The sequence below is a fragment of the Gemmatimonas sp. UBA7669 genome, assembly GCF_002483225.1.
Taxonomy (GTDB): domain Bacteria; phylum Gemmatimonadota; class Gemmatimonadetes; order Gemmatimonadales; family Gemmatimonadaceae; genus Gemmatimonas.
Genome location: NZ_DLHL01000045.1, coordinates 20,892 through 41,596, shown reverse-complemented (window position 1 = coordinate 41,596; position 20,705 = coordinate 20,892). Strand labels below are relative to the sequence as shown.

Here is a 20,705-nt window from a genome sequence, read left to right as displayed (position 1 = left end):
CTCCGCGTCTCTGCGTGAGCTGTTCAGGGAATTTGCCGATCAATGAGAACCGGCCGTCGAGCCACAAACCCGACTCGGATTGTCGGAATTATTCGTATTTCCCCCAATGGTCGCCCCCCGTATTTGCACCTAGGCTTCGGCCCATGATCCCCTCTCCCAATTTCCGCACCGGGCTGACGGCGGCGTTCACGCTGTCCGCCCTGACCCTCGCAGCCTGTGGGCCCAAGGCAGACGCGCCGGCGGCCGACAGCGCCGCTCCAGCCAGCGCGGCCATCGGCAAGGTGATTGCCGCCGACTCGTCCGAAGCCCACTTCGGCGCGCTCACCCAGCTCACCGACGGCGGCGAGAACGCCGAGGCGTACTGGAGCGCCGATGGCCAGTACATCACGTTCCAGAGCACACGCGACGGCCGCAGCTGCGATCAGCAGTACACCATGAAGGCCGACGGCAGCGAGCTCACCAAGGTGAGTGTGGGTGGCAAGACTACCTGCGGCTGGTTCCTGCCCGGCGGCAACCGCCTGTTCTTCGCGGCCACGCATCACGCCGACAGCGCCTGCCCGCCGCGCCCGGACCCGTCCAACGGCTACGTGTGGGGCATCGACAAGTACGACATCTACACCGTCAATCGTGACGGCTCGGACCTGCAGCGCCTCACCAACTACGGCGTCTACACGGCGGAAGGCGTGCTCTCGCCCGATGGCAAGCGCATCGTCTTCACGAGCCTCAAGGACGGGGACCTCGACATTTACACCATGAATGTCGATGGCACGGACGTGAAGCGCCTCACCACCACACCGGGTTACGACGGTGGTCCGTGGTGGTCGCCCGATGGCACGAAGATCGTGTACCGCGCCTGGCACTACGACAACGAGCAGGACCTCAAGGCGTACCAGGATCTCCTCGCCAAGAACATGATCCGCCCCAACAAGATGGAGCTCTGGGTCATGAACGCCGATGGCAGCGAGCAGCGGCAGATCACCAAGCTGGGTGGTGCCAACTTCGGACCGTCGTGGACGCCCGATGGACAGCGCATCATTTTCTCGAGCAATCACCAGAATCCCCGCAGCCGCAACTTCGATCTTTACACGGTCAAGCTCGATGGCAGCGACCTGCAGCAGATCACCTTCAATCCCGAGTTCGATGGCTTCCCCATGTTCAGCCCCGACGGTTCGAAGCTGATCTTCGCGAGCAATCGTGGCGCGACCAAGGAGGGGGAGACGAACCTCTTTGTGGCGGAGTGGAAGCCGTAGTTCGCCGCGCCACACGATGAAAACCAAACCGCCTCCTCACCCAGTGGTGAGGAGGCGGTTTGTTGTTGCGGCTCCTGCGATGCAGCGCGGTTGTGTGCGCCGGGTGCGGTGAATCAGACCGCGGCCGGCACGGCCGCCGGCTGCGCCTGCACTTCGATGGTCAGCTTCACGTCTTCGCTCACCAGCACGCCACCGGCCTCGAGGGCCACGTTCCACACCAGACCCCACTCCTTGCGGTTGATCTTGGTCTCGAGCGACGCCGACACCTTTTCGTTGCCCCAGGGATCCTTGGCCGGACCACCAATCTCGCCCTTGAGCGTGACGGGCTTGGTCACACCACGAATGGTGAGGTTGCCCGTGGCCGTCACGTCATCACCCGAGCGCTCGAACTGCGTGAGTACGAACGACGCCTTGGGGTGGTTCTCCACGTCGAAGAAATCGGCGCTCTTGAGGTGGCCGTCGCGCTGGCCGCTGCCGGTGTTGAGCGAGGCGAGGTCGATGTCTACCGTCACGTTCTGCACCACACCACCCTCTTCGGTGATGCTGCCTTCGAACTGATCGAAGGTGCCACGGACGGTCGAAATGCCCATGTGCTTGACGGAGAACTGGATCTGGCTGTGCGCGAGGTCGATAGTCCACTGCATGATGAAATCCTCAGGAGCCGAAGGTGGAGGAGCAACGGGTCACCGCAAATATGTTGGCGTGCCGTTGTCTTACTACTGAGTATTATACACAACAAAGAGGGCCCGTCAAGGGCCCCCTTGTCCCGCCGGTCGGCTTACCAGCCGGCAGGTGTCAGTCCACGTCAGTGCAGGTCAGTGCACATCAGTCCGCTGGCGGCAGGTTGGCAGCGTGACGCCCCACGTCCCGCAGCATGTCCGCCACGTGCTGCTGGTCCTCAGTGGGAATGCCCGCCATGGCGCGCGTAATGACCGCTGCATGGGCCGGGAAGATCTCATGCACCAGCTCCTCACCCTTGGCGGTGAGCGCCGCGTAGCGGGCCCGCCGGTCGCTTTCGCAGGTGCGACGCTCCACCAGGCCCTTGGCCACGAGCCGGTCCACCAGAAAGGTGATGCCCCCACTCGAGACGAGAATGCGCTTCTGCACCTCACCGAGCAGCATCGGCCCCCGGTGATACAGGGCCTCAATGATGCCGAACTCGGCCAGCGTCAGGCCGTGCCGAGCCACGTCGGCCGACGCGAGATCGGAAACCGCCGCCTGCGCACGGGACATGATGACCCAGAGCCGCAGCGCCGCGGCCGTGGTTTCATCGACGTCCGGCTGATGCGCTTCGGGGTGGGGGGCGTCGGAGTGGGGATGGGTGGTGGGCATATTTCCAACAGTCGATTGTTCGGGCTCCGTACGCAAGAGTGCACCCAAATGCTTCAGTTTGCGAGTCGGAGATTGGACCCGGGGCCAAATTCTCGACGGGAAGTCAATTGGACTAACCGATGTGGACTTCATGACCGGTTACACCGGACCACAAATTTGCAAGGCCCGGTACCCATTGGGACCTGGAATATTTAGGTTCCGGTGTTGGCCACTCCCACCCGGCCATCGCACTCAAAGTGAGGAGGCGTGATGCGAAAGCCACGACCGAACACGTACAATCCTGCGCAGGCGCTGCATCTCATCGCCGCTGACCGCACTGGATTGCCCCTGAGCTGTCCCTCGTGCTCCGGTACCATTGACCGTGACCCCATGGCGCATCCGCCGCCACCCAATTCCCACGTGACGCTCAAGTGTGCGGAGTGCGGCCGTCTGGCCCGCTACATCGCCGGCGTCAACTGACCGCGTCTTTCATTCACACGCAAAACGCCCCGACCGGTATGGTCGGGGCGTTTGTGTTTCGCCTGCGCGTGGCCTGCAGCGCGCCATCACCAGTTGATGGTGCCCTGCTTGGTGGTGTCCACGTCTTCCTGCTGCCCACTCTTGAAGAGGAAGGCGTCCATGTTGCGCGTCAGAAACGTGCGCGCCTGCGGGTCCATGACATTGAGCCCGTAGTGATTGATGAGCATGGTCTGCTGCTTGAGCCACTGGCCCCAGCAGTCCTTGCAGATCTCGGTCACGATGCGTGCGCCAATGGCGCCGGGAAACGGCGGGCGTTCGAAGCCTTCACGCGTGGTGCTGCAGCGGGTGCAGGTCACGTCGGCCATGCTCACTCCGTGATGCGGGCGTGCACACCCTCGCGGGCGTACTTCACTTCGGCGAGTCCGAAGAGCGAGAGCAGCTTGATGTACATCCAGCCGATGTCGAACTCGAACCAGCGATGCGCGAACTTCGCGCTGTGCGGATCGGCGTGGTGGTTGTTGTGCAGTTCTTCACCCGCGATGATGATGCCGAAGGGCGAGATGTTGCGGCTCTCGTCCTTCACATCATGGTTGCGGTAGCCCAGGGCGTGGCCGATACCGTTGATGACGCCGGCCGCCCAGAAGGGAATCCAGATCATCTGGATGCCCCACACCACCGGGCCGATGAACCAGCCAAACAACCATATGTTGATGGCCAGCATGAAGAAGATGCCGATGTTGGAGCGCTTGTCGAGCAGGTGACGCTCCATCCAGTCGTCGGGCGTGCCCTTGCCATACTTGTCGAGCATGCCGGGCTGACGCACGGCCTCGCGATAGTAGAAGGCCCCCTTGAGCAGAATGTTGCGCAGGCCTTCCACCACCGGGCTGTGCGGATCGCCTTCGCGATCGGCATAGGCGTGGTGCTTGCGATGGCAAGCCACCCACTCTTTGGTCTTGATTGCGGTGGTGAGCCACAGCCACACGCGCATGGGCACTTCCACCAAGCTATGGAACTGCACCCCGCGGTGCGTCTGCGCGCGATGCAGGAACAGCGTGACGCAGATATTGGTCAGGTGACCCGCCACCAACACGAACACGACCGGCTTCCACCAGTCGCTTCCCCAGCTTCCGAACTCGGGCATCGATACTCCAGTACGTGGTCGAACGCTGTCGCCTCGCACACATCGCGAGGGACAGCCTTGGAAACCTAGCGTCGGCACCGGGTGGCGCCACCCTGTCCCGCTCGGTCCCACCTCCGGTGAACTACGGATGAGATGAGACGGCAAAGTGGACCCACTGGTCCAGCATGTGGCGTCCAGCATCCGGCGTCCAGCATCCGGCGTCCAGCATCCGGCGTCCAGCCGCTGCTCCAGAGCCAGCCAGCAGCAATGGTGTCAGCCGCAGTCCTTTTCAAAAACCTTGTCGCGGATGACACGGATGAAGCGGAAACAACACGGATGAATAACATTGACCGCAGTTGATCCGTGCCGTTTCCGCCACATCCGCGCAATCCGCGTCAAAGCAGTTCAACGATCCGTCCGTGCCACCGGCACTCGTGGCCACCCTCAGATCGTCAACAGCTCAGCCGCCACACCGGAGCCAGTACCAGGCAACGCGACATCCTGTGGTTTCCGCTGCAATCCGCGAAATCCGCGATAATCAGTCACACGATCTCACGGATGCCGCGCAAACCAATCGATCACGGCATCCGCCACGAGATCCCGCTCGTAGTCGGCCGAAACAATGTGCCCCGACCCCTCGAGCCACCGCGCGGACTTGTCCGACACGGCAAGCGCACCAAAGCAGCGCTCAGCGCGCGCAAACTCAATGCGGTTGTCATGACGCGATTGCAGATACAGCGTGGGTACCGTCACCTGCCCCAACACCCGCTCGGCAAGCAGCGCCACCTGCCGAAGTCCGCGCAGCATGCGCGAGGTGACAATGCCCGGCCCCAGCGCCTGACGGCGAGCGTCAGGATCGTGAATGGAGCGCTCACCACCCGTGCTGCGGAAGTACGGAGCCGGTGAGAACGCCGACAAACGCGCCTGCCACTGCAAGGCGTCCGGCATGCCGAGAAAAGGTGCCAGCAACGCCAGCGCCGGCGTGTCCGGATGCGCCACGGCCTGCAACACCGCCAGCGCACCACCCATGCTCTGCCCGCAGAGATACACGCGCGCATGCCGCGCCCGCAGCTCGGCATGACACGCACGCACGTGCGTCAGCCACGCCGACGCGTGCGCCTCCCGCGCCATGTCACGCAGTGCACGCCCATGACCGGGCAGTCGCGGCACCAGGACCGTGTAACCCGCCGCGTGCAATCGCCGCGCCAGGTGGCCCATGGACTGCGGCGTATCGTTGAAACCATGCAGCACCAGCACGGCGCGGTCGGTGTCCGCCTTGAGATGCAGCGCCTCTGCGCCGCGCACCACACCCTGCGCATCGAGCGGTCGCCGCGACGCATCACTCGCTTCGAAATGTGATGCCACGCGCTTTCGCCAGGTCCAGATCCACCACACGCCGGCAGAGACGAGCGCCAAGGCGGCCGCGCCCACCTCACGCATTGGCATCAGTAGCGCGGAATGCCGGGATCCACGGTGAGACTCCAGGCATCAATGCCGCCCTGCACATTGATGAGCGACGTGAAGCCCTGCTGCGCCAGCCAGTTGGCCGCCATCTCACTGCGCATGCCGTGATGACACAGCAGGGCGTAGGTGCGCGACGGGTTGAGTGAAGCCACCTGCTGCGGCAGCGTGTTGAGCGGCAGATGGGCGCTGCCTGCAACCTGTGCCGTTTCCACCTCCCAGGCCTCACGTACATCCACGAGAACCGGGGGATTGGGACCCGCAAGCAGTGCCGCCACTTCAGCGGGGGTGAGCTGTTGTACCATGGGCCTGGAAGTGGATGAAGTGGGAGAACGATGGGACGGCGCGGCAGCCGCCGAACCACAGGCCGCACATCCGGCGCGACGGGCAATACCAATGCGCTGCTGATCGTGTGTGAGCAAGTCCATCAGCAGCAACTGACCAACCAGCGGCTCGCCGATCTGCGTGATGAGCTTGATCACTTCCGTGGCCTGCATCAACCCCACGATGCCCGGCACCACACCCAGCACGCCTTCCTCGGCGCAGGTGGGCACAGTGCCCGGCGCCGGCATCTCGGGAAAGAGGCAGCGATAGCAGGGCCCGCCTCGAGCAGCAAACACGCTCACTTGCCCTTCGAAACGCGCCACACTGCCGTACACCAGCGGCATGCCATGCGCGAGACAGGCATCGTTGAGCGCATAGCGCGTGGGGAAGTTGTCCGTGGCGTCGAGCACCACGTCGTGATTTCGCGTGAGCGCCGCGGCGTTCTCGGCGTTGAGCCGCGTATGGTGCAGCACCACCTGCACGTCCGGATTGATGGCGCGCAAACGTGCCGCCGCCACCTCGAGCTTGGGATGCCCCACATCCGGCGTGGTGAAGAGCAGCTGCCGATGCAGGTTGCTCTCATCCACCACGTCTTCATCAATGAGCGTGAGCTGCCCTACGCCGGCGGCCGCGAGGTACATGGCCGCAGGCGAGCCCAACCCCCCAACACCCACCACACACACGCGGGCCGAGAGCAGGCGCTGCTGCGCCTCGGCCCCAAAGCCCTTGAGCACGACCTGCCGCGCGTACCGGCGCGACCACAGCGCCTGATCAGATGACGACACGGCCAGTCCGCTCACTTCCTGGGGGCAGCGCTGAGCGCGTCCTGCGCCGTCTTGAGCGCCGACGCCGCTTGGCCAAAGCGCGTTACCAGATCCGTCACTTCGGCCTGCGTATCCGATGCCGTGCCATAGCGAATGGCTTCGTTGACACCGGGGAAGACCATGCTCGAGTAGCCGTTGTCCACGTCAGACGCGTAGATGAGCGTGCGGTACCACGGCCGGCTCTTGAGCCCCGAGTCCCGAGCGAAGATCCGTTCCACCAGCATGAGCTGCGTGTTGACGACATCGCGCTGCGCCTTGGTCACGCCTTTGGCCAGCGCGGCGTCACGCGCGTCGTTGAAGGCGCGTGCCGCCTGTTCCATGCCGGTAATGGCCTTGGCCAGTTCACCCACCGGCGCCGTGCTCCATCCCTTCTGCGTCAGCCCACGCTCGACGGGACCCAGATAGCGCGACATGGTGCGCGCAAACTCGGCGTAGTCATACGGCAGCACCTCGGCGTTGGCGAGACGCAGTGCAAAGGCCGCACCAATGCGCGCCGCCGTCGCGTGGTACAGAAAGCCCGGGTCACCGAACTTCTCCATCCAGGCAAAGGTATCGTAGGCCGAGTGGTAGATGCCGGAGGGGCCGCCAAAACCCCAGTCGGCGTTGGGGATGCCGAAGTGATTGTAGAAGCCCGCAAAGTCACTGCCACCGCCCGGATCGCCCATGGGCGGTTCGAGTGTGTCGGCCCGTGTTCCGCTGGTAAGACGCCAGGCTTCGTACACGGTGCCGCGCCCACGCGGATCGGGAACGCTTTTGACCACGTCACGCAGAATGGCACGCATGCTGGGCGTGCCACCGCCACCAAACTGTGAACCCTGCGCCGACACGTCCTGATTGAGATAGGCCACGGCACTGCGCTTGAGACGCAGCGAGTCATCTTCCACATACTCGGTGCTGCCCATGAGGCCCCACTCTTCCGCGTCCCAGGTCGCGAAGACGATGGTGCGCTTGGGCCGTTCACCGCGCTTGGCCATGTCGCTGAGTGCCTGCGCCGCCTCCAGCACGCTCACGGTGCCGCTGATGTTGTCTGCCGCGCCGGCACCCCAACTGTCGCGGTGCGCGCCGATGTACACATACTGCTCGGGATATTCGCTGCCGCGCAGGTAGCCCAGCGTGTTGTGAATCTGCTTGGTGCCGGCGGTGGCCGCGTCGGTGGTGACGCTGACCTTCACGCGCACCGGCCCCGGGCCCACGTGATAACGCAGTGCGAGTCCGCCCTGCCAACTGCGCGGAATGTCGGTGCCACGCACACCAGCCAACAGCTGCTGGGCGTTGGCGGCGCCTATGGGTACCACCGGAATGCGCGGCAAGTTGGTCTGCTCCACCGTGAGACGCGGTGCACCGGGCTTGCTGGCATAGCCCGGCGTGAGCGGATCACCGGTGCCGTTGAACACACTGCCGCGCTGCACGCCAAACACCGGCCGCATGGGCCCTTCGGGATAGACATCGCCCTGCACGAACCCGTCATCGAGCGGGTCGGTGTAGATCAGCAGCGCCACCGCCCCACGCTTCTCGGCTTCACGGGCCTTGATGCCGCGGAAGCTGCGGCCATAGCGCGCCAGCACCACCTTGCCCTTCACCGAGACGCCAAGCGAGTCGAGCGTGGCATAGTCTTCGATGAGCCCGAAGTTGACAAAAACGAGTTCGCCCTCGCCCGTTCCAGCGGCGCTCGAGCCGTTGACCGTGAGATACTGCGGCAAGGCCGTCACCGGATCGCCGGCAATGGGGCGTTCCGAGACATCCAATGACACGGTGTCCCGTCCCATCATGGTGACCGAGACGCCGGTGGCATGTGGCAGCCATACGTCATAGCTGCGCAACTCGGTCTGCAGCCCCATGGCCTTCATCTGCGCGATGACGTAGTCGGCCGTGCGCTTCTGCGCCGGCGTGCCGGCAACGTGCGGCTCCTTGCTCAGCTCCTGGGCATGGCTGCGCGCTCGCGCGGGCAGCGGCCCAGCAATGGCCATCTGCTCGAGCTGGCGCTGCGAAAGCGAGGCGGCCGGCGAAAAGCCGGTGATGGCGGGCATGCGCGGGGACGGCTGCTGCGCATCGGCAGCGGTGGTCACAAGACTGCCCAGCACCAAGGCCACTGCGTGGGTCGGCAAACGACGGCACATCACGTCGAGAATCTCCGGAAGGCGGGGAACATGCAGCATGTCGCCCGCTGCGCCCTCCCGCAAGCGACGCCGATAAATGGCTGCCGACGTACGGCTTCCGACCTACGGCTTCTGCCCTATGGCTTCCGCAGTGTGCTGTTAACCTGCCTCGTACTCTTCGGCCGCCCTGAGCAGCGCCTGCTGCAGCAGCGCCTCCTTGTCCCCGCTTTCCGGCAGGGCCGCCGACAGCGCCGAATACTGCCGGAGCATTTCGTCTTCCAGCTGGGCCCGCGTGGGACTGTTGAGCCCAAGCACGGCCAGCGACATCACCGCCAGGTCGCGCAGTTGCCGCAGCGTTTCCTCATCCAGCGCCGACAGCGAAGCCGGACGCGGCGCCGGCTTGGCCGATGGCTCACGCCGGCGCCGCGGGACTTCGAACAGCGCCTTGAGCGGCGCAAAGCACACCACGAAGGAGCCGGGCGTGTGTTCGCCGTAGCTCGCAATCACGTTGCGGCGCCTGAGCGAGGGCAGCAGCCGGACCACCGCCTCACGAACCGGGGAGTAGCCATCCACACTGTTGTTGCCGCGGCCGGTAATGACCAGCACCTCGTCCACACCCAGCACCTGCTGCTCCCGCAGCCAGCGCTCGGTGAGATCGGCGGCCTGCAACGCCGTGGGCTGCAGTGCACGCAGGTTGAGCGTGCGCGTGGGGCCGAAGCGCACTTCGTCAAAGGCACGGTCCACGGCACGCATGGTTAATCCTCAGCGACGGGTGGTGGGAGCCGGCGTTCCGGGCCGTGTGCGTAATATCGGCCAGAGCGAACGTCCATCAACGGGCTCGATGGGCTCCACCCCGGTCAGGTCCGCCAACGTTGGCGCGATATCCACCGACCGAATGGGCGCAGTGCGACGCCCCGGCACAATGCCCGGTCCCATGAACATCACGGGAATGTGCGCATCGTAGTCGTACGGCGTGCCATGCGTGGCGTAACGCGTCGTGAACACGTAATGGTTGGGCTTGAACGTCAGCGTCAGCACGGCCAGCAGGTCGGGCGGCACGGCATTCAGCCAGCGCCGCGCGATCTTGTCGCCGCGCGCAGCATGGGCGGCCAACTGTGTCACCCGATCAACGCGTGCCATGCCGGGAAGTGCCAGCAGATCCCGACGCAGCGCCGTCACCACGGAGTCCGCGTTGACACCCCTCGCCGCCAGACGCCGCTGGTCGAGCGAGACAATGCCCGACTGCAGCAGCAGCGCATCGCCTTCCACGCCACGCGCCGCCAATCCGCTGCGAGCCTTGTCCATGACGGGGCGGACATCCACCCGTCCGCGGTTCGGGTCGTCGCCCTTGAAGAAAGACTCCGGATAGGGCGCCACGCCGTGGTCCGAACCCAGCGCAAACACGATGCGCGCCGAATCGCGCAGCACGTACAGCGAGTCGATAAGGCGGCCCAGCGCGCGGTCGACACGGAGAATCTGGTCGTGCAGCTCCATGGACTCCGGTCCGTACGCATGGCCGATGGCATCGGTGGTGGACAGCGACACCGCCAGGACGTCCGTGCTGGGCCCCCTGCCAAGGTCGAGCGCATTCACGCCAGCCAGCGCAAAGTCCACGGTCACCTCATCCATCCACGGATAGTCCGTGAAGATGTGGGTACCGCGCACGCGGTCCTCGGTGAGGCGATGCGGGAACACGAAGTCCCGACCCGAATGCTCCCACGGCACGGAATCGCGCTCGCTGTATGCCGAGGCGGGCAGCAGTGGCGTCCAGTCGGTCCCGAGGTAGCGGGCGACCGGATCGCGATCATTGAACACCTTCACCCAGGTGGGGATGGTGTCGGCGTAGTAGCGGCTGGTGGTGAAGCGACCGTCGAGTGAATACCAGTACACCTGCTGCTTTGCGCGGCCCAGCGGAAGAATGGCGCCGCGATCCTTGCGTGACACCGAGAGCGCGCGGCTGAACTGATCGCGCGCGCGCAGCCAGTCAAAGAACGACGAGCCACGGAATCGATAGGGCGAGGCCCCGCCGCCACGTCCGAACAGCAGCGGCGCCTGCGGATCGGCCACGCCAATCTCGTTGAGCACCACGCCAGTATGCGCGGGGGTGCGACCCGACCAGAGCGTGGCGTGACCCGGTGCCGTTTCTGTGGCCGCGTGGTCGTGGTAGGCCTGCGTGAAAAACGCCCCCTGCTCGAGCAGCCGCTTGAAGCCACCGGTGAACTGCGGGGCCCATTTGTCGAGATAGCCCGGCACGAGCTGATCGACCGTGATCTGCACGACCAGCGTAGGCATGGGCGCCTTGGCGGTGGACGCCTGTGCGGCGGGAACGGACGGCGACTGCGCGGCGAGCGGTGCGTTGGCTGCGGCAGTGCAGAGACCGGCGATCGAGAGGGCGACCTGCCAGGATCGGGACGCACGCGCCGTGCGCGTCGTGCGGAGGGATCGGGAGACGGACATTCCTAAAACTAGCGAGAGCAACCGCTGATGGTCCGCCACGATTCCGCAACGGAGGCGGCACAGTGTGCGCGCACCGAGAGCGCGCACACCGGCAGCGCGCACACCGGCAGCGCGCGCACCGGCGGCCCCGTCCGGCCTCGTGCGCGCCGCCGGATCGACGCGCCAGGACAGGGCCAACACCGCCGGTGCTCACCCCACGCGGGGGAAGGCGCGACGCACACTGGGCGCGTCGTCGCACGACAGCAGCATCCCGCACCGATCACGGAGGCACGTGATGGCGACGTCAATATTGTGCATTTCCGCGAAATGCACTAGGGCGAGTTTTTTGTGGCCGAGTTTTTCGCCGACGACGTTCAGGCTTTGAGCGCCGATTCCAGAATCGCGAGCCCGGAGGCCAACTCCTCGCGCGTGATGACGAGCGGCGGCAGGAAACGCAGGGTGTGCTCACCGGCGCTCACCAGCAGCAAGCCCTGCGCAAAGGCGCGCGCAATCACGGCCGACGCCGGTTCGTGCACGTCCATGCCCCACATGAGACCCGTGCCGCGCACCGCGCGCACCGCACCCGTGCGCTGACCGATGGCCTGCAGCTGCTCACCAAACCAGGCGCCCGTTTCCTTGACGTGCTGCAGCAGCGCCGGATCGGACAGACGCTGCACCACATGATGTGCCACGTGCGCCAGGAGCGGCCCGCCGCCAAACGTGGTGCCGTGATCTCCCGGCTGCATCACACGCGCCACGGTCTCGTTGACCAGAATCGCGCCCATGGGCAGACCGTTGGCAATGGGCTTGGCCATCGTCAGCATGTCCGGCTCGAAGCCCAGCTGCTCGTAAGCGAAGAATGTGCCCGTGCGACCCAAGCCGCACTGAATCTCGTCGAGGATGAGCAGCACGTTGCGCTCCTGCGTGAGCGTGCGCAGCCCCTGCAGAAACGCCGGATCGAGCACCCGCACACCGCCCTCACCCTGAATGGGCTCGACGATCACCGCCGCGGCCGTCTCCGGATCGAGCGCCACCGACAACTCGGTGAGATCGCGCTCGACAATGGACACGCCACCCATGAGCGGGCGGAACGGCAAGCGATAGTTGGGACGATCGGTGGCCGCCAGGGTGCCCGGCATGCGCCCGTGAAAGCCGCCGCGCACGGCAATGATTTCGTGCTTGGCCGGCGCACCCGTGCTTTTGGCCCAGCGCCGCGCAAACTTGAACGCGCCCTCGTTGGCCTCGGCGCCGGAGTTGGCGAAGAACACACTGCTCGCGAACGAGCGCTCCACCAGCCACTGTGCCAGCGCTTCACCCGGCGCCGTGCGATACAGGTTGGACGTGTGAATGAGGCCCGTCGAGAGCGCTTCCTGAATGGCCCCGTTCACGCCGGCGTCGTTGTGACCCAGTGAGGTCACCGCGATGCCCGCCACAAAGTCGAGATAGCGAGTACCGGCGTCGTCGTACATGTACACGCCATCTCCTCGGACGAAGAGCGGCGCCTGTCGCTTGTACGTGCCCAGAATGGCGGGCAGCGGAGCAGCATCCGCTTTCGACGCCACCGCGGGCGTGAAGGGAGCGGACTCGGGCGAAAGCATCGTCGACGTCATGGGCAGCTACCTGGAAAGATCGACAGCCGTTGCGTCCTCGCGCGCAACGATCGCGGTCCCCGCGCTGGGGACAGTGAGTGCGGCCAGATCTCCGATCCGCACCCGATGCACACCTCCCGCCAGCGCCATCGCGCAAGCGTCCAACTTGGCGGCCATACCACCACCCGCCACACCGCTCGCCACCAACGCACGCGCCGCGTCGAGCGACAGCCGCGCAATGCGCTGCTTCTCACCGTCCAGCACGCCCGGCACGTCGGCCATCAGATACAGCTCGTCGGCGCCAAGCGCTGCGGCAATGGCCGCGGCGGCATCGTCACCGTTCACGTTGTACGCGCCGGCCACGTCATGATCGGCGCGCGCGGCCACCGGCGAAATGACCGGCAGGAACCCCGCAGCGAGCAGGGCGTGCACCACGCGCGCATCCACCGTGGCCGGCGTGCCGCTGTGCCCGAACTGCACCACATCAATGGGGGTGGCGCGCAGCAGGCCCGCATCTTCCCCACTGATGCCCACCGCCGGCGCGCCGGCCGCCACCAGCGCGCTCACCATCTGCTTGTTGGCGAGACCGGACAGCACCATGCGCACCAGCTCCAGTGCCGTGTCAGTCGTCACGCGCCGCCCACCGATGAACACCGGCTCCTCGCCGCGCAGACGCTGCAACGCCGAGATCTGGTCACCGCCGCCATGCACCACGACCACCCGGCCGCCCGAGGACTGCCAGAGTGCCGCCAGGGCCGCCGGGAGCGCGGGGTCGTTCTGCGTCCGTCCGCCAAGCTTGACGAGAATCATGCGTGATTACCGCATGAGGCCGGCGGCTTCGTCGAGCCCCAGCATGAGATTGGCGTTCTGCACGGCCTGACCTGCCGCGCCCTTGACCAGATTGTCGATCGCACTGAACACGAGCAGCGTGGGCTGCCGCATGCCCGTGGGCAACACGGCCCCGATGCGCACCACATTGCGATGCTGCACGTCGGCCAGCGCCGGCAGTCCCGTCGTGAGTTCCACAAAGGGCTCCGCCGCATACGCCGCGCGATAGGGCTCGAGCGCATCCGTCAGCGGACGCGACAGCGGCACCGAGATGGTGCTGAGAATGCCACGATCCACCGGCAAGAGGTGCGGGGTGAAGAGCAGGTCGCAGTCCGCACCCAGACGCGACATGGTGTCGCGCATCTCGAAGAGATGGCGATGACTGTTGCCCACGCCGTAGGCCCGGTAGTTCTCGGTGACTTCGGCAAACAGATATTCGAACTTGGGCGTGACACCGGCGCCGCTCACGCCGCTGGCGGCCGCAATGCTCACCGTACCGCCCGGCGCGATGAGCCCCGCGCGCGCGAGCGGCGCCAGCGCCACCAGCACGCTCGTGGCATAGCAGCCGGGATTGGCCACAACACGCGCGCCGCGCAGCCCGTCGCGGAACAGCTCGGGCAAACCATAGGGTGCATCCTGCGGCACACCGGCCGGCAGCTCGTGCACCACACCACCATGCCCCGGACGCAGGTCGCTGGACAGGTCCACCACGCGCGTGCCCGCGGCAATCACCCGCGCCACCCACTCGGCGCTCGCGCCATGCGGCAGAGCCGCAAAGACGAGATCGGCGCCCGCGAGATCCGCTTCATCAGGTCCAATGAGCGGCACCTCGTGCACGCGGCCCGCCGCCTTCACACGCAGGGTGCTGCCCTTTTGCGAGTGCGCCGTGGCAAAGGCCAGCGTGAGCTGCGGATGGCCAAGCACCAGCGCGCAGAGTTCGCGCCCCGAGTAACCCGAGGCGCCCAGCACGCCGACGCGAAATGACGGTTGATTTTCAACCGGAATAGTATGCATAATTAATGCATAATTTTGCACACCCTCGCTGTCAATTCCCTGGAGCCCCCGTGTCCGACAAATCCGAACGCCACCACGCCATCCGTGACATTGTCACGTCGCATGTCGTGGCCAGTCAGGAGGAGCTGCGCAAGCAGCTGGCCCGACGAGGCTGGGCGGTGACGCAGTCCACGCTGTCCCGCGACCTCCGCGAGCTGCGCCTCGCGCGCATTCCCGACGGGCAGGGTCACGTGCGCTACGCCTTTCCCGAGCAGAACGGCGGCGACATGGCGCGTCTCGAGCGGATGCTGCCGGAACTGCTGGTGGGCGTGGAGGGGGTACAGGTGCTGGTGGTGGCGCGCACCATGAAGTCGGGGGCGCAGCCGGTGGCCGAAGCGCTGGACCAGTTGGAATGGCCGGATGTTGCCGGTACCATTGCAGGGGACGATACCGTCCTCATCATCTGCCGCAGCCCCGAAGGGCGCGAGCGGGTACTCCGGAAGTTGCGGGCGTATATCCCCTGATCCCCCGATCTGTACTGATCACTCAAGACTTGAACTCAAACCTCAGAGCTCCCGAAGCTTGGAGCTTTGAGTTGAAGTGATGAGTTTCGAGTTTCTCCGCCGTTCTTCACTCTCCCCATGTCCTCCTCCGACTCCGGCACCCACAAGCTCTGGGGTGGTCGCTTCGCCGGCGGCCCCTCGCCGCTGCTTGACGCCATCAACCGCTCCATCGGCACCGACTTCCGCCTCTGGCCGCACGACATCCGCCTGTCGCGGGCTTGGGCGCTCGCGCTCGGCGAGGCCGGGGTGCTCACGCGCGAGGAAGCCGAGCAACTGCGCGCGGGTCTCGATCGCGTGGGCGTGCGACTGGCCGAAGGCGCGCAGCCCGTCGCGACGGACGAAGACATTCACACCATGATCGATCGCCTGCTGCACGAAGAGGCGGGCACTGTGGCGTCCAAGTTGCATACCGGACGCTCGCGCAACGATCAGGTGGCCACCGCGTCGCGTCTCTGGACCATCGACGCCTGCCACAAACTCGACGCGGCCATCCGCGAGTTGCAGCAGGCGCTGCTCACGCAGGCCACCAGCATTGCCGACGCCATTCTGCCGGCCTACACACACCTGCAGCGCGCGCAGCCCGTGAGCGGCGCGCACTGGTTGCTCTCGCACTTCTGGCCGCTCGAGCGCGATCGCACGCGTCTCGCCAACGCCGCGCGCGGTGCGGCCACGCTGCCACTGGGCTCGGGGGCGATTGCCGGCTCGGCGTTCCCGGTGAACCGTGAGCTCATCAGAAACGAGCTCGGTTTTCACGCCATCTCGCCCAACAGCATCGACGCCACGGGCGACCGTGACTTCGTGGCCGAAACGCTGTTTGTGTCCACCATGACGGCCGTGCACTGCTCGCGCATTGCCGAGGACCTCATCATTTACGGGTCCAGTGAATTTGGGTTTGTGCGGTTTGGCGACGGCTTCAGCACGGGCAGCAGCATGATGCCGCAGAAGCGCAATCCCGATGTGTTCGAACTCGCACGAGGCGGCGGCGCGCGCGTGCTGGGTGATCTCGTCTCGCTGCTCGGCACCATCAAGGGCCTGCCCAGCGGATACAGCAAGGACCTGCAGGACGACAAGCGCGCGCTGTTCAATGCCATCGACCTGCTGCATCTGGTGCTGCCCGCCATGGCTGGGGCAATCAGTGAGCTGCGCTTCGATCGGGCACGCATGCGGGCGGCCGTGTCGAGTGCCATGATGGCCACCGATCTCGCCGACTATCTCGTGAAGAAGGGCGCGACCTTCCGTGAAGCGCATGGCGCCGTGGGGTCGCTGGTGCGTCAGGCGGAGGAGGCGGGCATCGAGATGACTGAGCTGCCAACCGAGGCGTTTGCACAGGCGCATGTGTTGTTTGGTGCGGATGCGCGTGACGCCTTGGGCGCCGAGGCTTCGCTGGCGGCACGTAATATCGCCGGCGGCACGGGTCCCGAAGCGGTGCGTGCCCAGCTCGCGCAGGCCGCGGCCGCGCTTGCCGCACCGGCACTCGCGTGAGTTCTTCGGCGGTGAAGTCTGCGGGTCTGTCGTTCAAGGCACGGCGCTACCACGGCGTGGTGTTCGACTGCGACGGCGTGCTGGTGGACAGCGAGCGCATCACGAACCGGGTGTGGGCGGGTTTGCTGACGGAGATCGGACTGCCCACCACCACGGAGCAATCGCTGGCCACCTACATGGGCAACACGATGGCGCGCTGCCTCGAGATCGTGGAGGAGCGTTTGGGTCGTGCGGCGCCCGACGACCTGCTGCCGCGATTCCATGTGGCGGCGCGGGACGCATTGGCCCGCGATGTGGTGGCCGTGGAGGGCATCGTGGCCCTGCTCGATGCGCTCGATGCGAGGGGCATTCCCTATGCGGTGGCCAGCAACGGTGAGCACGAGAAGATGCGCACAACCCTCGGGGCCACCGGGTTGCTGTCGCGCTTTGAGGGGCGCCGTTTCTCCGCCAGTGATGTGGCGCATCCCAAGCCCGCACCGGATCTGTATCTGCACGCAGCGCGGGCAATGGGGCTCGAGCCGACGGACACGCTGGCCGTTGAGGACAGTCCGCTTGGCGTGCAGGCAGCGCATGCGGCGGGTCTCACGGTCGTCGGCTATGCGGAACTGGTGTCACCCGAGCGACTCATGACTGCGGGTGCCGTGACAACGGTGGCACAGCTGTCACAACTGCACGGGCTCTGGGAGATGGACGAGCCGAAATAGTCCACGGGCTATCACGGCGTGCACGCCGATAGTCCCCTGCTTTCGATCGGGCGGGCGTGCAACAATTGACGGATACGTCATGAAGAGGCAGTTTCTGCTCTTGATGGCTTCATGATTCTTTTTGCAGCGAGGGGCAGCACCATGCGGTGGCAGGCGACGATGCTTGCGCTCACGAGTGCCCTGGTGGTCGGCACGGCCGAGACCAGCGCGGCACAGTCAGCGCCCAACAGTGGTTTCGGTGCGGGCACCAGGCTGGTCTCAGTCGGCCTGCTGGCTGGCGGCGACTACAGTGGCACCGGCGTTGGCGGACAGGTCGAGTGGGGCGTGCGCAACGTCGGTCGCACCACGCTCTCGCTGGGTGCCTTCGTGGGCGTGCAGCGTGAAAGTACGGGCGCCGGCTCCCTCGAGGTGACCACCAGTGCGCTGCCCATCATGGCCGTGGGCAACGTCCATTTCCCCCTCGGATCCAACGAGCGTCTCGACATGTATGCGGGCGCCAGCCTGGGCATTGTGCGTGTCTCGCTGAAGTCCGAGGCCGGCAATGTGGGCAGCAGCAGCGCCTCCGACACCAACACGGGCGGCGGTGTGCAGGTGGGTGTCCGCTACCGCGCCGCTTCGCGCCTCTCCCTCATGGGACAGCTCGGCCTCGTTGATCTTCCGTTGATCATGGCCGGCCTATCTTTGCGCTTGTAGTACGGGTGTCTCGGCGCGCCGGCCGCGCCGAGCCTTCGTGCAGAACGCACGCAACTTTTTGTTCGCGTGTGCGTAGTGTCCGGTCTTACCGGCAGTTTGTCAGGCAGTTTCCACGAGTCAACTCACGCCTTTGCAAGGATCCCACCACATGACACGTCACTCCCCGTCCCTGTTCGCCCTCGCTGCGGCCGCCGTGCTGGCCATTCCGTCGATGGCATCCGCCCAGGCCACCGGCCCCTTCGAAGTCGGTTCCAAGGTGGGCTCCATCGGCTTCATGGCAGGCGGTGACTACGAAGGCGCTGGCCTCGGAGTGCAGGGCGAAGTCGGCTTCAAGAAGCTTGGCAACACGGTGCTTGGCCTCGGCGGCTTTGTGGGTATCCAGCGCGACAGCGAGACCGTGTTCGGCAGCAAGTACACCAGCACGGTCATCCCCATCATGGCCATCGGCAACGTGCACTTCCCCATCGCCTCGCAGCCCAAGCTCGACCTGTTCGCCGGCGCCAGCCTTGGCTTTGTCAGCGTGAACGTTGAGGTCGAGGGCACGGGCCTTGGCGATTTCGACGCCGGCGACAGCGACATCGGCTTCGGCATCCAGGGCGGCGCGCGCTACAACCTCTCCAACAAGCTCTCGCTCATGGGTCAGGTTGGTGTGGGCGACATCCCGCTCATCTTTGCCGGTGTGTCGATCAAGTTCTGATTTGCGAGCAGGCAGGCGGTACACAGCGGGCGTCACCTCCGGGTGGCGCCCGCTTTCCGTTTATGGTGCTGCCGCGCTCCGTGTCAGGGGTGCATGCCGCGCGTTGACGCCACGCCTTGGGTGTGCCATACTCGCGCGTCGGCCGAATAGCCGACCAGACGGCCCCCCATTTCACGAGGAGCGTTGCCCATGCGTTCTGTCTTCGTCCGCCGCGCCACCATGGCCGGCCTGCTCGCCGCGACTGCCTTCAGCAGCACGGCCTGCTTTGGCAGCTTCCCGCTCACGCGCAAGCTCTACGCGTTCAACAAGGGCATTTCGTCGGACAAGTGGGTGCAGGAACTGTTCTTCCTGGCCACGGGTGTCTTGCTCCCGGTGTACGGCGTGGCCGGCCTCATCGACATCGTCATTCTGAACTCCATGGAGTTCTGGACCGGCGAGCCGGCCCTGGCCTCGGGACCGGAGACGAAGACCAAGACGGTGGCGCGTGGCGACGTCAGCATCACCCAGACCATGACGAAGCACCCCTCCGGCGCGCGCACCATGGTGCTCGAAGAGTCCGTGAAGGGGCAGTTCAAGAGCCGCACCACGCTGCATCAGGCGGCCGGCGCACACCTCGTCACCGCCGAAACGGTGTATGCCGATGGTCGCACGGAAACGCGTACCCTCACGCGCGATGAAGCGGGCGCGCTCAGCGTGGCATCGGCCGGCAAGGCACCGCGCACACTCACCCCGGCTGAAGTGGAGCCCATGGTGACCAAGGTGCAGCAGCTGCAGGCTTCGGCGCTCGCGGGGCGTTAAAGAGGTTCACTCGTTATACATGCGAGACCGTTAACCGCTCACGCAGAGATATGAAGGGCGCAGCGTTCGTGGAGAACGGCAGTCGACCTTGAACTGCCTTGTCGCGGATGACGCGGATTGAGCGGAAACCACACGGATCAGACATGAGAGTCAGTCAGGACACGACCGGCTCCTCTGCGTTCTCTGCGGTTCTCCTGCAGTTCTCTGCGTGAGCTGTTGACGGTCCGGCTCCTAAACCGATAATCGTTAGCGCAGCGCGATCGTTGACTCCTCACGCAGAGAAACAAGGGCGAGCGTTCGCAGAGGAGACATGCGAACGCTCGCCTTTTTGTTCTTTATCCGTGTGGTCTCCGCTCAATCCGCGTCATCCGCGTCAAGGCAGTTCAACGTTGACTGCCGTTCTCTGCGAACGCTGCGTCCTTGTTCCATCTGCGTGAGCTGTTCGCAGATCCTCAGCGAAACACGTAACCGATCGTGAAGCGCGCCGTGGGCAGCACGCGCTCGATGCGATCCTGCAGGTCGCTGTCGCTGAAGAAGTAGCGCTTGGCGCCGCCACCAACGGATACGGCCGTGCGCCGAGTGCGCCCGAGCAGCCACTGGTACTGCGCTTCCACGGAGAACGTGGGTGCCGTCACACGCCGTGCCGCACGCTCCACGCACTCGAAGTTGATCGAGCAGTCGAACACGATGTTTTCATCGGGCTTGGCCGAACCCACACCGAGGCCCGCGGCAATGCCGAATCCATCGAGCGCGCGGTCCTGCGGATACAGGCGCAGCTTCACGTCGAGGTTCGTGTAGTACTCGTCGTAGCGCACATGGGAGCCAGCCACTGCCAGACTGAGATTGTCCTGCAGTCGCCGCTCGTACTCACCCTGGAAGTACCCAAAGAGCGGCAGAAAGGGATTGACCGCCAGAATGTGCGTGGATGGCGTGGCGGTACGGGTTTGCTCACGCAGCGTTTGCGCGTCTGCAGCGACAGCACACAGCGCGGTGCCAAGGGTGACGCCAACGGCAGCGACGAGTGTGCGCGCAGAGGCAGCGAAAGAAATGGACATG

At 65.5% G+C, this 20,705-nt stretch carries 21 protein-coding genes; 8 read left to right on the top strand and 13 right to left on the bottom strand.

Features of this window, described 5'->3' with window-relative positions; genetic code table 11:
• Positions 1-143: 143 nt before the first annotated feature.
• Positions 144-1,250, top strand: a complete 1,107-nt coding sequence (locus tag B2747_RS12615) for a hypothetical protein (RefSeq protein WP_291161370.1) — start codon at positions 144-146, stop codon at positions 1,248-1,250.
• Between the two features lie 113 nt (positions 1,251-1,363).
• On the opposite strand, the gene B2747_RS12610 is transcribed toward B2747_RS12615, so the two are convergent.
• Both B2747_RS12610 and B2747_RS12605 read right to left on the bottom strand, forming a co-directional pair.
• A complete protein-coding gene (locus B2747_RS12610; protein ID WP_291161368.1) occupies positions 1,364-1,894 on the bottom strand; it encodes a YceI family protein in 531 nt (176 codons plus the stop codon).
• A 181-nt stretch (positions 1,895-2,075) separates the two neighbouring features.
• A complete protein-coding gene (locus B2747_RS12605; RefSeq protein ID WP_291161365.1) occupies positions 2,076-2,582 on the bottom strand; it encodes a MarR family winged helix-turn-helix transcriptional regulator in 507 nt (168 codons plus the stop codon).
• A 249-nt stretch (positions 2,583-2,831) separates the two neighbouring features.
• On the opposite strand from B2747_RS12605, the gene B2747_RS12600 reads away from it, so the two are divergent.
• The gene (locus B2747_RS12600) at positions 2,832-3,041 is read left to right on the top strand and encodes a hypothetical protein (protein ID WP_291161362.1); all 210 of its coding nucleotides are present in this window, start codon (positions 2,832-2,834) and stop codon (positions 3,039-3,041) included.
• 86 nt (positions 3,042-3,127) lie between these two features.
• Here B2747_RS12600 and B2747_RS12595 read toward each other — a convergent pair whose 3' ends face one another.
• The 10 genes from B2747_RS12595 to argC form a co-directional block, all read right to left on the bottom strand.
• Positions 3,128-3,406, bottom strand: a complete 279-nt coding sequence (locus B2747_RS12595; protein WP_291161359.1) for an oxidative damage protection protein — start codon at positions 3,404-3,406, stop codon at positions 3,128-3,130.
• A 2-nt stretch (positions 3,407-3,408) separates the two neighbouring features.
• Complete coding sequence (locus B2747_RS12590) at positions 3,409-4,182, bottom strand: acyl-CoA desaturase (protein ID WP_291161357.1); 774 nt, start codon at positions 4,180-4,182, stop codon at positions 3,409-3,411.
• A gap of 531 nt (positions 4,183-4,713) precedes the next feature.
• Entirely contained in the window at positions 4,714-5,607 is an 894-nt protein-coding gene (locus B2747_RS12585; RefSeq protein WP_291161354.1) for an alpha/beta hydrolase, read from the bottom strand.
• Positions 5,607-6,731, bottom strand: coding sequence for a HesA/MoeB/ThiF family protein (locus B2747_RS12580; protein ID WP_291161352.1), 1,125 nt, complete (start codon positions 6,729-6,731; stop codon positions 5,607-5,609). The genes B2747_RS12585 and B2747_RS12580 overlap by 1 nt, the downstream gene beginning before the upstream one ends.
• A gap of 11 nt (positions 6,732-6,742) precedes the next feature.
• A complete protein-coding gene (locus B2747_RS12575) occupies positions 6,743-8,926 on the bottom strand; it encodes a M20/M25/M40 family metallo-hydrolase (protein ID WP_291161349.1) in 2,184 nt (727 codons plus the stop codon).
• 99 nt (positions 8,927-9,025) lie between these two features.
• Positions 9,026-9,619 (bottom strand): hypothetical protein, encoded by a 594-nt coding sequence (locus B2747_RS12570; protein WP_291161348.1) that lies wholly within the window; start codon positions 9,617-9,619, stop codon positions 9,026-9,028.
• 9 nt (positions 9,620-9,628) lie between these two features.
• Positions 9,629-11,323 carry an alkaline phosphatase family protein gene (locus tag B2747_RS12565; protein ID WP_291161346.1) on the bottom strand — a complete coding sequence of 565 codons (1,695 nt, stop codon included), beginning with the start codon at positions 11,321-11,323 and terminating at the stop codon, positions 9,629-9,631.
• A 353-nt stretch (positions 11,324-11,676) separates the two neighbouring features.
• Positions 11,677-12,912 (bottom strand): aspartate aminotransferase family protein, encoded by a 1,236-nt coding sequence (locus B2747_RS12560; protein ID WP_291161343.1) that lies wholly within the window; start codon positions 12,910-12,912, stop codon positions 11,677-11,679.
• Positions 12,913-12,918: 6 nt separating this feature from the next.
• The gene (gene argB, locus B2747_RS12555) at positions 12,919-13,701 is read right to left on the bottom strand and encodes an acetylglutamate kinase (protein ID WP_291161341.1); all 783 of its coding nucleotides are present in this window, start codon (positions 13,699-13,701) and stop codon (positions 12,919-12,921) included.
• 6 nt (positions 13,702-13,707) lie between these two features.
• Positions 13,708-14,733, bottom strand: a complete 1,026-nt coding sequence (gene argC / locus B2747_RS12550) for an N-acetyl-gamma-glutamyl-phosphate reductase (RefSeq protein ID WP_291161338.1) — start codon at positions 14,731-14,733, stop codon at positions 13,708-13,710.
• A gap of 50 nt (positions 14,734-14,783) precedes the next feature.
• Between argC and argR the strand changes: the two genes are divergently transcribed.
• The 6 genes from argR to B2747_RS12520 all read left to right on the top strand — a co-directional run bounded on the left by argR (position 14,784) and on the right by B2747_RS12520 (position 19,649).
• Complete coding sequence (gene argR / locus B2747_RS12545; protein ID WP_291161336.1) at positions 14,784-15,236, top strand: arginine repressor; 453 nt, start codon at positions 14,784-14,786, stop codon at positions 15,234-15,236.
• A 117-nt stretch (positions 15,237-15,353) separates the two neighbouring features.
• Complete coding sequence (argH, locus tag B2747_RS12540) at positions 15,354-16,757, top strand: argininosuccinate lyase (protein WP_291161333.1); 1,404 nt, start codon at positions 15,354-15,356, stop codon at positions 16,755-16,757.
• Positions 16,754-17,461, top strand: coding sequence for an HAD family hydrolase (locus B2747_RS12535; protein WP_291161330.1), 708 nt, complete (start codon positions 16,754-16,756; stop codon positions 17,459-17,461). Before argH ends, B2747_RS12535 begins: the two co-directional genes overlap by 4 nt.
• 111 nt (positions 17,462-17,572) lie before the next feature.
• The gene (locus tag B2747_RS12530; protein ID WP_291161328.1) at positions 17,573-18,154 is read left to right on the top strand and encodes an outer membrane beta-barrel protein; all 582 of its coding nucleotides are present in this window, start codon (positions 17,573-17,575) and stop codon (positions 18,152-18,154) included.
• A 148-nt stretch (positions 18,155-18,302) separates the two neighbouring features.
• Positions 18,303-18,851: an outer membrane beta-barrel protein gene (locus tag B2747_RS12525; RefSeq protein ID WP_291161323.1), complete on the top strand. Its 549-nt coding sequence runs from the start codon at positions 18,303-18,305 to the stop codon at positions 18,849-18,851.
• A gap of 189 nt (positions 18,852-19,040) precedes the next feature.
• Positions 19,041-19,649 (top strand): DUF3332 family protein, encoded by a 609-nt coding sequence (locus tag B2747_RS12520; protein WP_291161320.1) that lies wholly within the window; start codon positions 19,041-19,043, stop codon positions 19,647-19,649.
• A gap of 452 nt (positions 19,650-20,101) precedes the next feature.
• On the opposite strand, the gene B2747_RS12515 is transcribed toward B2747_RS12520, so the two are convergent.
• Positions 20,102-20,704 (bottom strand): hypothetical protein, encoded by a 603-nt coding sequence (locus B2747_RS12515; protein WP_291161316.1) that lies wholly within the window; start codon positions 20,702-20,704, stop codon positions 20,102-20,104.
• Position 20,705 lies beyond the last annotated feature (1 nt).

What these genes read in the sequence shown, in the direction of transcription:
- B2747_RS12615 (WP_291161370.1), top strand. Translation starts at nt 144, where the DNA reads ATGATCCCCTCTCCCAATTTCCGCACCGGGCTGACGGCGGCGTTCACG.
- B2747_RS12610 (WP_291161368.1), bottom strand. Translation starts at nt 1,894, where the DNA reads ATGCAGTGGACTATCGACCTCGCGCACAGCCAGATCCAGTTCTCCGTC.
- B2747_RS12605 (WP_291161365.1), bottom strand. Translation starts at nt 2,582, where the DNA reads ATGCCCACCACCCATCCCCACTCCGACGCCCCCCACCCCGAAGCGCAT.
- B2747_RS12600 (WP_291161362.1), top strand. Translation starts at nt 2,832, where the DNA reads ATGCGAAAGCCACGACCGAACACGTACAATCCTGCGCAGGCGCTGCAT.
- B2747_RS12595 (WP_291161359.1), bottom strand. Translation starts at nt 3,406, where the DNA reads ATGGCCGACGTGACCTGCACCCGCTGCAGCACCACGCGTGAAGGCTTC.
- B2747_RS12590 (WP_291161357.1), bottom strand. Translation starts at nt 4,182, where the DNA reads ATGCCCGAGTTCGGAAGCTGGGGAAGCGACTGGTGGAAGCCGGTCGTG.
- B2747_RS12585 (WP_291161354.1), bottom strand. Translation starts at nt 5,607, where the DNA reads ATGCCAATGCGTGAGGTGGGCGCGGCCGCCTTGGCGCTCGTCTCTGCC.
- B2747_RS12575 (WP_291161349.1), bottom strand. Translation starts at nt 8,926, where the DNA reads ATGCTGCATGTTCCCCGCCTTCCGGAGATTCTCGACGTGATGTGCCGT.
- B2747_RS12570 (WP_291161348.1), bottom strand. Translation starts at nt 9,619, where the DNA reads ATGCGTGCCGTGGACCGTGCCTTTGACGAAGTGCGCTTCGGCCCCACG.
- B2747_RS12565 (WP_291161346.1), bottom strand. Translation starts at nt 11,323, where the DNA reads ATGTCCGTCTCCCGATCCCTCCGCACGACGCGCACGGCGCGTGCGTCC.
- B2747_RS12560 (WP_291161343.1), bottom strand. Translation starts at nt 12,912, where the DNA reads ATGACGTCGACGATGCTTTCGCCCGAGTCCGCTCCCTTCACGCCCGCG.
- argB (WP_291161341.1), bottom strand. Translation starts at nt 13,701, where the DNA reads ATGATTCTCGTCAAGCTTGGCGGACGGACGCAGAACGACCCCGCGCTC.
- argC (WP_291161338.1), bottom strand. Translation starts at nt 14,733, where the DNA reads ATGCATACTATTCCGGTTGAAAATCAACCGTCATTTCGCGTCGGCGTG.
- argH (WP_291161333.1), top strand. Translation starts at nt 15,354, where the DNA reads ATGTCCTCCTCCGACTCCGGCACCCACAAGCTCTGGGGTGGTCGCTTC.
- B2747_RS12530 (WP_291161328.1), top strand. Translation starts at nt 17,573, where the DNA reads ATGATTCTTTTTGCAGCGAGGGGCAGCACCATGCGGTGGCAGGCGACG.
- B2747_RS12525 (WP_291161323.1), top strand. Translation starts at nt 18,303, where the DNA reads ATGACACGTCACTCCCCGTCCCTGTTCGCCCTCGCTGCGGCCGCCGTG.
- B2747_RS12520 (WP_291161320.1), top strand. Translation starts at nt 19,041, where the DNA reads ATGCGTTCTGTCTTCGTCCGCCGCGCCACCATGGCCGGCCTGCTCGCC.
- B2747_RS12515 (WP_291161316.1), bottom strand. Translation starts at nt 20,704, where the DNA reads ATGTCCATTTCTTTCGCTGCCTCTGCGCGCACACTCGTCGCTGCCGTT.